Below are 15,933 nucleotides of genomic sequence, written 5' to 3'. Positions count from 1 at the left end.
AGTGAGCACTGCGAACCCAGAAGTTCAGCAAAAAAAGCCCTCAAAAAAGGGATTTGAATTATTTGATTTTTTATACAAATACGGTACGATAATAACAATCTTAGCGCTAATTGTCATTTTTTCGATTACGAGTCCTGCCTTTTTGGATGGCGGGAACATTGTTAATATTCTTAGGTCCATATCGATCGTTACGATCATTGCAATCGGGATTACCATATCCTTATCGGTTGACGGCTTTGATTTATCCGTTGGTTCAACCGTTTCATTAACCAATGCAGTCGTCATTTCCATGTTTGTATGGTTTTCGCAAAACATCTTCGTGGCACTATTAGCAGCGATTGGGGCTGCACTTGTTGTAGGTGCGTTTAACTCCTTTATGATTGTGAAAGTTAGAATTCCTGATATGCTAATGACTTTGGCAACAATGTTTATCATACAAGGGATTGCTTTAACTTATACAAAAGGGGCTACGGTTTCCCAAAATATGATTATGCCAGATGGATCATTCTCTACAGGTACAATTCCGGAAGTCTTTTCAAAAATAGGGCAAGTCCCTTGGATTATTATCATCATGATTGCGGCGGTTCTGCTTGTGCATATTTTTCTGAATTATACGAAACATGGACGTTATATGTACGTGATTGGCGGAAACAAAGAAGCAGCCAGATTATCTGGGATTCCTGTTAATAAATATAAAATAGCTGCCTATCTTATGTCGGCGACATTTGCGGCCATAGGTGGAATTGTCCTAGCTTCACGGGTTATGACAGCGGAAATTAATTCCGGTGCACCTTATTTAATGGACGCAGTAGCTGCTGCGTTTATTGGGTCATCCGTATTAGGTGCCGGCAAACCAAATGCCTTTGGTACCTTCGTTGGAGCAGTGTTAATTGGAATTCTTCAAAATGGTCTCGTGATGATGTCTGTTCCTTATTATGCCATGGACATTGTTAAGGGAACGGTTCTAGCTCTCGCACTTGCGTTAACTTACTATAAAAAGAAATAATTGGAGGGGTTCATAATGAAGGATTTTACTGTTGAATATTTCACGATGACAGAAGCTGACGCGATTGAATATGCGAAAGCAATCAATCTTTTTCCAGAAGAAGCGGAATTGACTTGTAAAGAAATTGGTGATGGTAACTTAAACTATGTTTTTAAAATAGTAGATGGTAAAAACAATCAATCTATCATTATTAAACAAGCGGGCCCAGTGGCACGAATCTCGGATGAATTCAAACTTTCACCAGATCGGAACCGGATTGAATATGAAATACTTGGACTCCAATACAAACTAGCACCAGGTTTTGTACCAAAGGTATACAAATATGATCCAATTATGAACTGCACGGTAATGGATGATTTATCCGATCATGAGATTATGAGAACAGCTTTATTAAAGCATAAGAGGTTCCCGCTTTTTGCTGACCATATTTCTACTTTTCTAGTTAATACCTTATTACTTACATCGGATGTGGTGGTGGAACATAAGGAAAAGAAAGAACTCGTAAAGCAATTCATTAACCCTGAGCTTTGTGAAATAACAGAAGATTTGGTTTACACTGAACCTTTTTATGACTGCCCTCGTAATGAAGTGTTTGAAGGGTCAAAGGATTTTGTAATAGAGAACATCTGGAATGATAAAAAATTAGTATTGGAAAGTGCGAAATTAAAATTTGAGTTTATGACAAATGCTCAATCGCTGCTTCATGGTGATCTCCATACTGGATCTATTTTTATAAAAGAAGATTCTACCAAGGTCATTGACCCTGAATTCGCGTTTTATGGACCTGCCGGCTATGATATTGGGAATGTAGTTGCCAATCTTATTTTTGCTTATGCAAACGGGAAGTTTACGATTGAAGACGAGGAAACAAGAGATGATTATTTAAATCATCTTGTCACTACGATTAAGGATGTTGTAAATTTATTTACAGTTAAATTCAACAAAGCTTGGGACGAAAATGCAAAAGACCGGGCAGCAAGCTATGAAGGATTTAAGGAATATTATTTGGATAGTATTTTAAGAGATACTGCAGCTGTGGCGGGACTCGAACTACTACGGAGAATTATCGGGCTTGCGAAGGTGAAGGATATCACTTCCATTGAGGATAGTGAAGCTAGGATCCGGGCAGAGAAAATTTGTTTAACCGCTGGAAAGACATTCATATTAAATTGCGAAACGATTAAAACTGGGGCAGATTTTATCAATGTGATTCAAACTGCTGAACTTACATCTGTGAAAGGGGCTTAAATCAATGCAAAATCCAGTTACCGTCATACAATCGGTAAGACTAGATGATGAGAATGATACATTAGTATTATTAGATCAAACCGTTTTACCAAACGAAACGAACTTCCTAGAATTAAAGGAAATGGAAGATATATGGGATGCGATTTATCAGTTAAAGGTCCGTGGGGCACCTGCTATCGGAATTGCTGCTGCATATGGAGCCTATTTAGGAGCGATGAAGTCGACAGCAGAAACCTATGAAGCTCTTTTTTCAGATTTTACGAAGGTGAAGGATTACTTAGCTACTTCACGGCCAACAGCTGTTAACCTGTTCTGGGCATTAAATCGGATGGAAGATCGGTTTAAGCAGGAAGCAGGGAAAAGTGTGGCAGAAGTGAAGGCGGCACTGAAAGAGGAATCTGAAAACATTCGTGCAGAGGATGAAAAAATCTGTGAAGCGATTGGAGAGCATGCATTGTCCTTGTTGGAGCCTGGCTGGGGATTACTCACGCATTGTAATGCTGGAACCATCGCAACAGCCAAATATGGTACAGCATTAGCTCCAATGTATTTAGGGCAGGAAAGAGGCTATAACTTCAAAGTCTACGCAGATGAAACGAGACCATTACTCCAAGGAGCTCGCTTAACAGCATGGGAGCTGCAGCAAGCTGGAGTAGATGTGACGTTAATTTGTGATAACATGGCGTCGATCGTTATGAAGGAAGGCAAAATTCAGGCTGTTCTTGTTGGCTGTGACCGTGTAGCTGTAAATGGTGATGCGGCAAATAAAATTGGCACATCTGGTGTTGCGATACTTGCAAAACACTACAATATTCCATTTTATGTTTGTGCACCGTTATCTACGATTGATTTAGAGTGTCAAACAGGAGACGATATTCACATCGAATTGCGCCCTTCTGAGGAAATTACAAGTAAATGGTATGAGAAACCGATTGCACCGGATGGGGTTCAAACCTATAATCCAGCCTTTGATGTAACTGACCATTCGCTAATCACTGGGATTGTTACGGAAAATGGGATTGCTTATGCGCCATATACCGAAAGCCTTCCGAAAATGTTTAAAAAATAGTGCTGGAACAGCTGAGTCTTATTTGGACTCAGCTTTTTCTTTTGTTCATGTAGGTATGGATATAGCCTGATGGCGCGGTATTCCTTATGAAAGACGAATCTCGATGGGCAATCTAAAGATTCGTCTTTCATAACGCCTATGAAGGACAAATCTCCATGAGGAATTTTCTGATTAGTCCTTCATCCTGGCTATGAAGGACAAATCTCCATGAGGAATCTTCTGATTTGTCTTTCATCATGGCTATGAAGGACAAATCTCCATGAGGAATCTTCTGATTTGTCTTTCATCATGGCTATGAAGGACAAAACTCCATGAGAAATCTTATGATTAGTCCTTCATCCTGCCTATGAAGGACTAATCCCCATGAGGAATTTTCTGATTTGTCTTTCATCATGGCTATGAAGGACAAATCTCCATAAGGAATCTTAAGATTAGTCCTTCATAACGCCTATAACCTAAAGTTAAACAACAAATTGACAGAACATCCATAAAATAAGATTATTGGTATGGATAAAAAATAAGTAGATCTGGTTGCAAAAAAGGAGCCTTAACTTATGCAGGATAACAAAAAATACTATTCTGATCATCAAGCAAAAGAAATGATCTGTGAAATCGGAAGACGGGTATATAATCGAAATTATGTAGCAGCAAATGACGGAAATATCTCCGTAAAAGTGGGTCCTAATGAAATTTGGACAACACCAACTGGAGTAAGCAAAGGCTATATGACTCCTGACATGATGGTGAAAATGGACCTTTCAGGTAAAGTCCTTGCCGGAGATTTAAAACCTTCATCCGAAGTCAAAATGCACCTAAGAGTTTACAATGAAAACCCAGAAGTCAATGCAGTCGTTCATGCGCATCCTCCGATTGCTACATCATTTGCAATAGCTGGAATTCCCCTTGATAAACCAGTTTTACCAGAGGCGATTGTGTTGTTAGGTAATGTACCAGTAGCGCCTTACGCCTTACCTGGAACACAAGAAGTGCCGGATTCCATTGCTCCATATTGCAACACGCACAATGCTGTCCTTTTGGCCAACCATGGGGCACTTACATGGGGAAGAGACCTGATGGAAGCTTACTTCCGAATGGAATCTCTTGAACATTATGCCAACATCCTTATGCACTCCTCCTATATTTTAAAAAAGGCAAATGAATTAAATAACGCGCAAATTGCTGACTTGATAAAGATACGAGAATCGATGGGGATAAAAGCTGGCGGCGTACCGATAAGTGAAGAGGATAGGAAAGCTGAAGAAGAGAATAAATAAGAAAAAGAAGCAGCATAAAACGATATGTCTTATGCTGCTTTCACTTACTTATCTACATGAATTTCCTGTAATTGCTTACCTGCATGCAGCAATTCAGAGATAAAAGATTCAATCTCCCCAACCAGAACTCCGCCGTGCCCAGAACACATAACATCCACTTTAAATGTATTCATAGCCTTTAGTCCTTGAAGAAAGTCATTCAGCTGGACTTTCGCAACACCTCCTTTGCGTAAAAACTCCAGCCATTCATGTCTAAGATCGTTTCCTACTGAGACTAACCCATCCTTTGAAAGCGGGTCGCCAAAAAAGCAGAGAAAATCACCTGTAAAAAGAACTCTTGAGGGCTTATGGTAGAAAGCTAGCGAGCCAGGAGTATGGTGGCCAACCCAAAAGTAGTCAAACTCCTGAATGAGTCCACGGTCTGTTAACTCGAAATGGAACTCATCAGGTTCTGGGTACACGATAAGGCTGCGTTCTTGTTGATGTATATATTTCTTAGCATTTTTAAAAAGAACTGTACCTTGTACATGATCTTCATGACCATGTGTGGCTAGTACTAGAGTAACGTCTTCTGGTGTTTTACCCAATAGTTTTAGAGCTTGAACTAAATAAGAAGAATGCTCCTCTTTGCAAGAATCAATCAGGGTGATTCCATCTTCTTGTACAATAAAATAACAGTTATTATAAGAATTCCATTTAGAATCCCAAATGGCTAATACATATATATTTTCTTTTACGTTTTCAAATAGATATTCCAATAACTTACCCCCTTGATAATAAAATCTTTACATAGTAAGTATATAAAATTTGGAATTGTTGAACAAATTCAAGGAGAGAATCGCAATTTAGGAAAAGAAATGAGCTGGCTCCTGTTTTATGATTTAGGTGAGGGGGAAAGAAGATGAGTTTATTAAAGAAAAAAGATCCGTATCAGGTTTATATTTACACCTGTTTCTTTTCGCAATTGTTTTTTACGTTTGTATTTACCGTCAACTTGTTGTATCACGTAGAAACCGTTCAGCTTAATCCATTGCAGTTGGTTTTAGTGGGGACGGTGTTGGAGGCGACTGTTTTTCTATTTGAAATCCCTACTGGAATTCTCTCCGATCTAAAAAGCAGAAAACTATCTGTCGTTATTGGCTTTTTCTTAATTGGAATCGGGTTTATGATAGAGGGAATGTTTCCGGTTTTTGCCGCAGTCATTCTATCTCAAATCATCTGGGGGATTGGCTATACCTTTACAAGTGGTTCTCATCAAGCCTGGATTGCCGATGAGATAGGGGAAGAACGCGCTTCTTCAGCATTTGTCAAAGGGGCCAAGGCAGGTAATCTTGGGAAAGTTCTTGCCATACCATTAAGTATGCTGGCAGGGTATTATCTGCTTAACCTGCCGATCGTTTTAGGCGGTATTGGGCTGGTCGTGCTATCCATCCTTTTAGTTTTCTTTATGAAGGAAGAAAATTTTAAACCTGCTGAAAAAGTGGAGAGTGTATCGGTTTGGAAGAATATTAAGGAAAATATGAGTCAAATTCTTTATTTTTCTAGAGTTAATTATCTGATGAGAGTCCTATTTCTAATTGCATTATTTTTTGGCTTATATAGCGAGGGCTTTGACCGCTTGTGGCTTCCCCACTTTATTGAGCAGTCGGGTCTGTCCCATCTATCAGACAGTCAGTTAGTTTTATTGATGGGAGGGGTTCAATTTATTGTTGTTCTCTTAACATTTGCAGCACTTCATTTTATTGATAATAGCTCTATCCACCAGCAGCTTAAGCATATTTACGTTGCCCTCTTTATAGGGAGCGTTCTAATCATTGGTGCATTAATAGGTTTTGCTTTTACTACAGCCGCTGTTGGTTTGTTGGTTCTCTATATCATCATCCAAATTTCAAGAAGCATTATGTACCCATTAGAAAGTGTTTGGCTGAATAAAATCATCCCGGATTCTTCTACACGTGCTACCTTTTTTTCAGTCAAAGGCCAAGTAGATGCAATTGGTCAAATTGGCGGTGGTCCTGTGATTGGCGTGATTGCTTCAAACTTTACAATTAAAATTGCTGTCATGGTTAGTGCCATTATCTTAATACCTGTCCTATTTTTATATAAAAATATTATGAGAAAAACGAGTATGAGAGGGTGAGATGTCACCCAAGGCTGTCGAGGAAAGTCTCGACAGCCATTATTTTTTTATAACCTTGATAATGCTAGTGTTTTTCTAATTTGGGTATGGCTTAAAGCGCCCGGATTGAGGATAAAGCCTTGTGGATAGAAGGTAAGGTTAGTCCCCAATCCCCTAGATTGAGGACAATCCCTGTGGATAGGAAGTAAGATTAGTCCTTAAGAATCCCGATTGAGGACAAATCCTTGTGGATAAAAGTAAGATTAGTCCTCAAGAACCCGGATTGAGGACTAATCCTGTGGATAGGAAGTAAGATTCGTCCCCAATCCCCCGGATTGAGGACAAATCCCTGTGGATAGAAGTAAGATTAGTCCTCAAGCGCCTGGATTGAGGACAAAGCCTTGTGGATAGAAGGTAAGATTTGTCCCCAATCCACTAGTTTGAGGACAAATCCCTGTGGATAGGAGTAAGATTAGTCTCCAATCCCCCGGGTTGAGGACAAATCCCTGTGGATAGACAGGAAGAGTAGTCCCCAATCCCCCGGATTGAAAACAAATCCTTGTAGATAGATATTCCTCAAGCACCTAGGTTTAGGACAAATCTTGTAATCAGGATACCCAATTATCTTGTAAAATATTTTATGAAATATAGCTAGGTCAGACTCAAAAAAATGCCGAGAATAATCCCCTTACTCGACAATCTAAAGGATGGACTAACATCTATCTTTTATGGGTATATGAATCTCCATATAGACTTTTTCGAAATCCCAGTGATGACAATGTTCATCATAGTACTCAAAGTCATATGCGGTATCATCCACTTCATAAGAGGACTGAGGGAACCAGTCCTCCAAGATATACTTCCATGTTCCTTTGATGGCTGAAGCAAACTTCTCCACTTCCACCGAAGGGGTTCTGAACACGGCATAAGTAGCTGCTGGCAGCTGCAAGGTTGTCAGCCCGCCCGGAAGCGAAGTATCTGCGTCTAATTCTACAGCAAATAAATAGGTAAACGTATCTTCTGCTGCCGTAGAACTTAAGTTAATACAGTACTCCCCATGCTTTTTAGGGGCAAGTGATTGATACAGCAATCTTTCAATGGATCCGTCTGCCAACCCCTCTTGATCCCAAATGGCAGGGGCATCTCTTGTATAAGATACATTCTCCACATTAACCTTGAATGTTTTACCCGCAACTGTGAAGGATTCCCGATTTACAATCATCGGCTGCATCACAATCCCGCCTGTATTCTTTTGATGAATAGCAATCAAATCTAATTTTTGCGGTAATGATTTGGGGCAATGAATTTTATATAAGCTGGGAGGACTCCCAAAGCATTTTTTAAAGGCTTTTGTAAAACCAGCATGGGTATCAAATCCATAATCCATAGCAATTTCAATAACTTTCTTTCCATTGACGAGTTCGTGTAAGGCATACTGAAGTTTCCTTTTTACGACATAGTCCATTAAGGTATAACCTGTATGCTTGTGAAAAATCCGATAAAAATGGTAGGGGGAATAACCTGCCATGGCAGCTAATTTCTCTGAATCTATTTGGTCCTTAATATGTTCTTCAATATAATCGATTACCTGCTGCAGCATGTGTAACTGTTGAATAAGGATCACCTCGTATTTACCATATCTAGTAAATTATAATTTATTTTTGCATGTGTGTGTCGTTATTCTTTCTGTTGAAATTCTGCTGGCTGTCCTTCATTATAAGGATAGGACAAAATGTAAAAGTATACTTTTATGAAGGAAGTAGATTATGACGGAAGAAAATATAACCCGAATTGATTTGGATGGCAAAGAAATTATATTAATTGGTACCGCTCATGTTTCCAAGCAAAGTGTAGAGCAGGTGAAAGAGGTTATTGATCGTGAACGTCCAGATTCTGTATGTATCGAATTGGATGACCAACGCTACAAGTCGATTATGGAAGGCAGCAAATGGAGAGAAATGGATATTTTTAAGGTCATTAAAGAAAAGAAGGCAACACTTCTTCTAATGAATCTTGCTATATCTTCGTTTCAAAACCGATTAGCTAAGCAGTTTGATACAAAACCTGGACAAGAAATGATCCAAGGTATTGAATCAGCAAAAGAAATAGGAGCTGAACTTGTTTTAGCCGACCGAAATATCCAAATTACTTTTTCGCGAATTTGGAGCAATGTTAGCTTTTGGGGCAAAGGGCAGCTGTTAACTTCTATTTTCTATAGTATTTTCAATAAAGAGTCCATTTCTGAAGAAGAACTGGAGAAAATGAAAACACAAGATACATTGAATGCGTCTCTTGCTGAAATTTCAGAAGCATTTCCACGATTAAAGAAGCCATTAATTGATGAACGAGATCAATACTTAGCACAGAAGATTAAAGAAGCACCTGGTAAGAAGGTAGTAGCCGTTTTAGGAGCAGCGCACGTTCCAGGGATAACGAAAGAAATTCATAATGACCAGGACTTGCAGGCTTTAACAAAAACAAAACCAAAATCGAAAACACCGCAAATTATCGGCTGGGCGATCCCGGTGCTCATTGTGGCTCTGATTGCGTTTACCTTTTTTCTTAATCCTGCCGCTGGTATGGATCAAGCGATTAGCTGGATACTTTGGACCGGAATCACAGCTGCCATTGGTGCTGCTGCTGCCTTAGCGCACCCACTGGCAATTTTATCAGCCTTTTTGGCCGCACCAATTACCACCTTACACCCATTGTTGGCGGCAGGCTGGGTCTCCGGGATTGTACAAGCATATATCAAACGCCCGAGTGTCGCAGACTTTGAAACATTATCAGAAGATGTTTTTTCGATTAAAGGCTTTTGGCGTAATAAATTTACGAGGGTCTTGCTGGTCATTATCCTTACCAACATTGGTGGTTCATTTGGAACCTTAATTGGAGGAGCAGACGTAATACGTACGTTCCTTAATAACTTATAAAAGTGTTTGATGTCTACCACAGTTCTTAGAACTGTGGTTTTTTTGTTGTAAAATGTTGTCGAACGTTTACTAGGTAATGGTGCAGTTGGCTGAAGTAGAATAGAGGTAATAGACAAGTAGAAGGGGTTGGAAATGGTTGAACATTTATCTCATCCGCCACGGTGAAGCTGAGCATAATGTGGATAAAACAGTCATGGCACATACCCATGATTCACAGCATAGTTTAACGGAACTAGGGCAAAAGCAAGCCCAGGTAACAGCTGAATTTTTTAAAACAATTGTTAATCCAAGGACTGTTCTGTACAGTTCCCCTTATTTAAGAACAATGCAAACCGCTAAGGCGATTCATTCGCTTTTACCAGAAGGTGTTCCGTTTTTCGAGAATCCGTTAATAAGAGAGTGGGAGCTGGGGAATCTTTATGATTTTGCTGATCGTCCCTCTGAAAAAAAGAAAGAGTTCAAAGCAGCTGGTCAATTTTACTTTCGCTTTCAGAATGGAGAATCACTTGCGGATGTTTATTTGCGTGCGACGATGTTTATGCATACGGTAGTAGAACGTGTGAGAAAGCAGCGACGTTATGAAAATATTGTGGTTGTCACCCATGGGGCCTTTATCCATATGCTTTTAACATTCCTGATGAATTGGCCAATACAAGATTTGAAGAATTTCAGACCGGTAGAAAATGCCTCCGTTATTAAAATTAAGGAAGTAGATGGAGATTATCAATACGAGAAAATTTTTGTGCCAGTCGTTAACTGACTCCAACAATACACCTTCAATCATTCGATTGGGGGTGTTATTTGTTTTCTGAGAATAATTATATTTTTTTCTAATATAGAAAATCCATCAGTTATTTGGTGAAAAATAGTTTGAAAACGTTTGCAATAATATTTCAAATTATTTTAATTGACTGAAAAGTATAATTATATTATTATTCTAATAATAACTTTTTTCTTTCGTATTACGAAGGATTGGTAAATACAACCAAGAAGGTAGGGGCATATATGTCACAGATGTTAGCTTTAGTCATTCTTTTAGCCATTTTATTTATCGGAGATTTAGTTGCAGTACGAACAAAGGCGTGGGTGCCTTCTATATTCGTTTGTGCTGTTTTGTTCCTTTTTGGATATTGGACATTCTTCCCGCAAGATATCGTTGCATTGGCAGGAGTACCGCCAGTTGTTGCAACCATGATGATGTACTTATTAATTACTAATATGGGAACTTTACTTTCCCTTCAAGAATTGAAGAATCAATGGAAAACGATTGTCATTGCGCTATCAGGAATTTTAGGAATTATCGCTATTTTATTTGGAATTGGAACATTGCTTTTTGGTTACCAGACAGTGGTTGTTGCCATTCCTCCTTTAGTAGGTGGAGTTGTATCCGCCTTGATTATGTCAGAAGGAGCTAAGGAAGCCGGGCTTGCCTCGCTATCTGTTTTTGCCATCGTGATTTATGTTATGCAGGGCTTTGCAGGGTATCCGATTACTTCCGTCGTTTTGAAAAAAGAAGGGAAGAGACTTCTGCAGCAATACCGCAATGGAAAACTTGCGATAGAGGCACAAGGAAAGGCTGCAGCTGAAGTGGCTGCTGCTACTGCGGTTGCAAAGCCTGAGTTGAAGCTATTTAAGAATATGCCAGAGAAATATAATACAGACTTCTTTAAGTTTTTGAGACTTTCATTGGTTGCATACCTAGCTTATCTAACTTCCACTCTAGTAGCACCGGTAGTATCAATTAGCCCATTTGTTCTTTGCTTATTGTTCGGGGTAATTGCCACTAGTGCGGGATTCCTAGAAAAGCAGGTTTTACAAAAAGCGAATGGTTTCGGATTTGCCCTTATGGCACTTATGCTGTTTATTTTTGACGGATTAAAACAAGCGACACCAAGCATGATGCTTGAAATTCTCTATCCGCTTGTGGGTACCATTGTATTAGGGGTAATTGGGATGTATATCTTCTCATTCATTGCCGGAAAGATTTTAAAAGTGAGTAAAGAAATGGCTTTTGCTGTATCGCTGACAGCTTTATACGGATTTCCAGCTGATTACATTATTACAAACGAGGTTATAAAATCCTTAACAGAAGATGAAAAAGAAAGAGAAATGTTGACCGGGCATATGCTGCCACCTATGCTTGTCGGAGGATTTATAACTGTTACTATGGTGTCGGTCATACTAGCAGGTATCTTTGTAGGATTCTTGTAAGAAGGGATTGGAGTAAATGGAAACAAATCTGCAAACAAATTTAGAACATGTTCAGGCTAGGGTTGAAAGTCATATTGATACATTGAGTACCTTTACCGCTACACCGGGTAAAGGTACTACTCGGCTTACATATAGTCCTGAGGATTTGCAGGCACGCCGATATATAAAGAAGAAAATGGAAGAGTATGGTTTAACTGTTCGGGAAGATGGATTTGGTAATATTTTTGGTAAGCTTGAAGGAACTTTGAAGGATGCACCGAGTGTTCTTGTTGGTTCCCATTTTGACTCCGTTCCAAATGGCGGTTCTTATGATGGTCCTGCCGGAGTTGTGGCAGGACTTGAAGTCGCAGCACTCTTTGCTGAGAACAAGTTAACACCAAAATATCCTTTAGAAGTGATTGCTCTAGTTGAAGAAGAAGGGTCAAGATTTGGCGGTGGACTGATGGGGTCACGTGGAATGGTTGGGTTATTAGATGAGGAAGGTTTTAATAGTTTAAAAGATAAAGATGGAATTTATGCTGTGGATGCCATGAAGAAAATTGGACTTGATCCTTCACTTCCGAAAAAAAGAGATCCTAAAACCATGAAGGCATACCTTGAACTGCATATTGAACAAGGACCAATCCTTGAAGAAAAAGGTATCCCCATTGGAGTGGTGGAAGCGATTGTGGGTCTGACTCAATTAGAAGTAACGGTCAAGGGGCAGGCGGGACATGCAGGTACAACCCCGATGGATCGTAGAGCAGACGCGTTAGTCACTGCAGCGAAGATGATTGCTCAATTCCCAGAACTTGCGGCAGCAGAAGGGGAAGGTACAGTCGTTACTACTGGACGGTTAAATGTATTCCCGAATGGCGCGAATGTCATTCCTGATAGGACAGTATTTACGGTGGACATCCGTTCAGGCAAGGAAGAAAATGTTTTGAATGTGATTCAAAAAGTGAAAGACATAGCGGGTTTTTATAGTAAGCAAGGTATTGAAGTAAGCGTTGAGCAGCTTTTATATATACAGCCAAAAGAGATGAACAAGGATATTGTCACGCTACTGAAGCGAAAGACGAGTGAGTTAGGTATCCCTAAATGTTCGATTAACAGCGGTGCAGGTCATGACGCCATGGTCTTTTCTGATTTTACAAATGTAGGTATGCTGTTTATTCCGAGTAAAAATGGATTAAGTCATTGTCCGGAAGAATGGTCCGACTCAAGGGATATTGCAAATGCTGTTCAGGTTTTATATGAAGCAGCCAAAAAGTTGACGGAGGCGGAATAAAAATGATCCATGCAAAAATTAAAGAAGCGATTAAATCATACAGCGAAGAACTAACGGAATTACGTCGAAAGCTTCATCAGGAACCAGAAGTATCTTGGGAAGAATTTAAGACCACTCAATTTGTCTGTGAGTACCTTGACCAATTAGGAATTTCCTATCGTAAAACGATGCCTACTGGTGTTGTTGCAGAAATTCAAGGGGGTAAGCCCGGTAAAACTGTTGCTTTAAGAGGCGACATGGACGCTTTACAGGTAGAGGAGCTTAACAAAGATTTACCGTATGCATCAAAGGAAGATGGAAAAATGCATGCATGCGGCCACGATGCCCATACATCAATGCTGTTAATTGCGGCTAAAGCTCTAAATGATATAAAAGAGGAATTACCTGGTAATGTACGCTTATTGTTCCAGCCGGCTGAAGAAGTAGCAGAAGGAGCGAAGGCTTTGGTGGCACAAGGAGCCATGGAGGGTGTGGATAACGTATTTGGTATCCATATCTGGTCACAGATGCCTACTCATAAAGTATCCTGTACACCAGGACCATCTTTTGCTTCAGCTGATTTATTTAAAGTTACCTTCAAGGGGAGAGGCGGACATGGAGCCATGCCGCATGCATGTATTGATGCTGCGATCGTTGCTTCGTCCTTTGTCATGAATGTTCAAACTGTAGTTTCCAGAACCATTGACGCCCAGCATCCTGCCGTTCTTACGATTGGAAAAATGGTCGTCGGTACGAGGTTTAATGTAATCGCAGAAAATGCTGTAATCGAAGGAACGGTACGCTGTTTCCACCCTGAAACGAGAGACCATATTGAAACACAGCTTCAGCACTATGCGGATCAGGTAGCGGCGATTTACGGTGCAACGGCAAAGGTGGAATATATTCGTGGAACCAAAGCGGTCATTAACGATGAATATAGTGCAAACTTAGTACAAAAAGTTGCTGCAGAAGCATTTGGGGAAGATGTGGTTTATAACGAAAAACCTACCATGGGCGGCGAAGACTTCAGTGAATATCTCGCTCAAGCACCAGGAAGCTTCGCTCTAGTCGGCAGTGGAAACCCAGAAAAAGACACAGAATGGGCCCATCACCACGGCAAATTCAACATCGACGAAGACGCCCTCTCCACAGGCGCAGAACTCTATGCCCAATATGCATGGGCATACTTAAATGAATAAAAGGTGATAATTATTCGGTGCCAATTTGGGTGCCTGTCACCACTCGTGGACACTGTCCACCTCAGGCGGACAGTTGCTGCTTAAAATAGTTAGTGCAAATAAAAATGGATACTGCCGCTGGCGGTATCCATTTGTTTGCTTAAAGCGGAAGGCTTTAACGAAGTCTCCTATTAACTCTTATTCTTTAATGTCTAACGTATTTACACTAATTAACGGAGCAGTAGAATTTCTTATGACTAACTCAGGCTCATAAGTAATGGACTGAGGATTATTGTCTTTTCCCTCCACGGCTGCGACAATTCGTTTCGCTGCTTCGATCCCCATATTCATTTTTGGATGGGCGACTGATGTTAACTTTACTTCGAAAGCCTCAGCTAAGAACGAGTCATCATAACCAACAATTGAAACATCATCTGGTACACTGATTTGAAAATTTCTTAATACATCTACAACCATTAAAGCTAACTGGTCATTGTAACAGACAATCGCTGTCGGCTTATCGTCTGATAAATAAAATTTGTTTAAATGATTCCTGACTATATCGTTCATGTCCTCGGTTGTGTAGGAGATCACCATGTCTGGGAAGAATGGAATCTCATGTTCTCGGATCGCACGGATGAAGCCCTGCATACGGTTAACTCCTTGGAGATCATCAGATTTAAATAGTCCGATAATCTTCCGATGACCTAGTTTAATTAAATGTTCAGTAGCAATATAGCCTCCATGTTCATCATTTACAACGATATGTGGAGGAGATAATTGTGGATAGTACTGATTAATCATTAAGTATGGAATATTGTGTTGTTCAAGTTCCAAATAGTAATGAATATTAGGGTTATAGATACTACTTTTTGACGGTTCGACGATAAGTCCATCGATATTCCTGCTTAACATGGTTTGCAGGCACTGTTTTTCTTTCTCAATGTCGTTATCCGTACAGGCAAGTGTTAATGAATACCCTTTTGTTGTTAAGTAGGATTCAATTCCTCTAATGATGGAAGGGAAAATATAGTCGGAGATATAAGTTGTGATTACTCCGATATTTTTACCATTCGTTTGAGCTGGCAGAACAGTTGGCTCAATTTCTTCCTTTTTAAATGAACAAAAGGTTCCGGCTCCTTGCTCCCTATAAAGCCATCCCTCATGCACTAGATCTCCGACTGCCTGGCGGACCGTATGTCTGCTCACACCAAACATTTTAACAAGTTCATTTTCTGAATATATTTTTTCACCAGGCTTTACCTTACCGCTGGCGATCCATTCCATAATATTTTCTTTCACCATATTGTACTTTGTTTTTGGGGCCACTGTATCACCACTTTCGATATAAACAGTTATAAAGCGTATATTAATAACAATAAAATATTGGACTATAAAAAAGTAGGAACCACTTTGATTATCTCACAATATCTATTATACACCAAGGACACGTACGTACATAAGTGGGAAAATAAAGAACGGTTGTACAGGTAAAAACGTAAAACGGATCCTGTTCTTCTAACTTGTATGAATAAATTTTCTAAATATATAGTGAAATGCCTTGAAAAAATATGAATAGGTGGTAAAATCAAGCTAAATGTTATACGTACAAGTGCTGTTTGTTGTTAAAAAGCCACCAACTTGTA

At 39.7% G+C, this 15,933-nt stretch carries 13 protein-coding genes; 10 read left to right on the top strand and 3 right to left on the bottom strand.

What is annotated here, in order from left to right:
• The first annotated feature begins 1 nt into the window (after position 1).
• The 4 genes from ACN6MT_RS01025 (at position 2) to ACN6MT_RS01010 (ending at position 4,597) form a co-directional block, all read left to right on the top strand.
• Complete coding sequence (locus tag ACN6MT_RS01025; protein WP_235847153.1) at positions 2-1,006, top strand: ABC transporter permease; 1,005 nt, start codon at positions 2-4, stop codon at positions 1,004-1,006.
• Positions 1,007-1,021: 15 nt separating this feature from the next.
• Complete coding sequence (gene mtnK, locus ACN6MT_RS01020) at positions 1,022-2,254, top strand: S-methyl-5-thioribose kinase (RefSeq protein ID WP_419954453.1); 1,233 nt, start codon at positions 1,022-1,024, stop codon at positions 2,252-2,254.
• Between the two features lie 4 nt (positions 2,255-2,258).
• Positions 2,259-3,323 (top strand): S-methyl-5-thioribose-1-phosphate isomerase, encoded by a 1,065-nt coding sequence (mtnA, locus tag ACN6MT_RS01015; RefSeq protein ID WP_419954452.1) that lies wholly within the window; start codon positions 2,259-2,261, stop codon positions 3,321-3,323.
• A 554-nt stretch (positions 3,324-3,877) separates the two neighbouring features.
• A complete protein-coding gene (locus tag ACN6MT_RS01010; RefSeq protein ID WP_419954451.1) occupies positions 3,878-4,597 on the top strand; it encodes a class II aldolase/adducin family protein in 720 nt (239 codons plus the stop codon).
• 44 nt (positions 4,598-4,641) lie between these two features.
• Here the strand turns inward: ACN6MT_RS01010 and ACN6MT_RS01005 are convergent, their stop codons facing one another.
• Positions 4,642-5,355 carry an MBL fold metallo-hydrolase gene (locus ACN6MT_RS01005; RefSeq protein WP_419954450.1) on the bottom strand — a complete coding sequence of 238 codons (714 nt, stop codon included), beginning with the start codon at positions 5,353-5,355 and terminating at the stop codon, positions 4,642-4,644.
• Between the two features lie 143 nt (positions 5,356-5,498).
• On the opposite strand from ACN6MT_RS01005, the gene ACN6MT_RS01000 reads away from it, so the two are divergent.
• Positions 5,499-6,737, top strand: a complete 1,239-nt coding sequence (locus ACN6MT_RS01000; RefSeq protein WP_419954449.1) for an MFS transporter — start codon at positions 5,499-5,501, stop codon at positions 6,735-6,737.
• 691 nt (positions 6,738-7,428) lie between these two features.
• On the opposite strand, the gene ACN6MT_RS00995 is transcribed toward ACN6MT_RS01000, so the two are convergent.
• Complete coding sequence (locus ACN6MT_RS00995; RefSeq protein ID WP_419954448.1) at positions 7,429-8,340, bottom strand: AraC family transcriptional regulator; 912 nt, start codon at positions 8,338-8,340, stop codon at positions 7,429-7,431.
• Positions 8,341-8,482: 142 nt separating this feature from the next.
• On the opposite strand from ACN6MT_RS00995, the gene ACN6MT_RS00990 reads away from it, so the two are divergent.
• The 5 genes from ACN6MT_RS00990 (at position 8,483) to ACN6MT_RS00970 (ending at position 14,308) form a co-directional block, all read left to right on the top strand.
• Positions 8,483-9,649, top strand: coding sequence for a TraB/GumN family protein (locus tag ACN6MT_RS00990; RefSeq protein ID WP_419954447.1), 1,167 nt, complete (start codon positions 8,483-8,485; stop codon positions 9,647-9,649).
• Between the two features lie 136 nt (positions 9,650-9,785).
• Complete coding sequence (locus ACN6MT_RS00985) at positions 9,786-10,409, top strand: histidine phosphatase family protein (protein ID WP_419954446.1); 624 nt, start codon at positions 9,786-9,788, stop codon at positions 10,407-10,409.
• A gap of 245 nt (positions 10,410-10,654) precedes the next feature.
• On the top strand, positions 10,655-11,860 hold the full coding sequence (locus ACN6MT_RS00980; protein WP_419954445.1) for a hypothetical protein: 1,206 nt from the start codon (positions 10,655-10,657) through the stop codon (positions 11,858-11,860).
• A 28-nt stretch (positions 11,861-11,888) separates the two neighbouring features.
• A complete protein-coding gene (locus ACN6MT_RS00975) occupies positions 11,889-13,130 on the top strand; it encodes a Zn-dependent hydrolase (protein WP_419956359.1) in 1,242 nt (413 codons plus the stop codon).
• Positions 13,131-13,132: 2 nt separating this feature from the next.
• Entirely contained in the window at positions 13,133-14,308 is a 1,176-nt protein-coding gene (locus ACN6MT_RS00970) for an amidohydrolase (protein WP_419954444.1), read from the top strand.
• A gap of 177 nt (positions 14,309-14,485) precedes the next feature.
• Here the strand turns inward: ACN6MT_RS00970 and ACN6MT_RS00965 are convergent, their stop codons facing one another.
• Positions 14,486-15,616 (bottom strand): GntR family transcriptional regulator, encoded by a 1,131-nt coding sequence (locus tag ACN6MT_RS00965; protein WP_419954443.1) that lies wholly within the window; start codon positions 15,614-15,616, stop codon positions 14,486-14,488.
• Positions 15,617-15,933 lie beyond the last annotated feature (317 nt).

It is taken from the genome of Neobacillus niacini, assembly GCF_048572935.1.
Taxonomy (GTDB): domain Bacteria; phylum Bacillota; class Bacilli; order Bacillales; family Cytobacillaceae; genus Neobacillus; species Neobacillus niacini.
The sequence above is the reverse complement of the archived record's forward strand: the minus strand, read 5'-3'. Positions and strand labels throughout refer to the sequence as shown.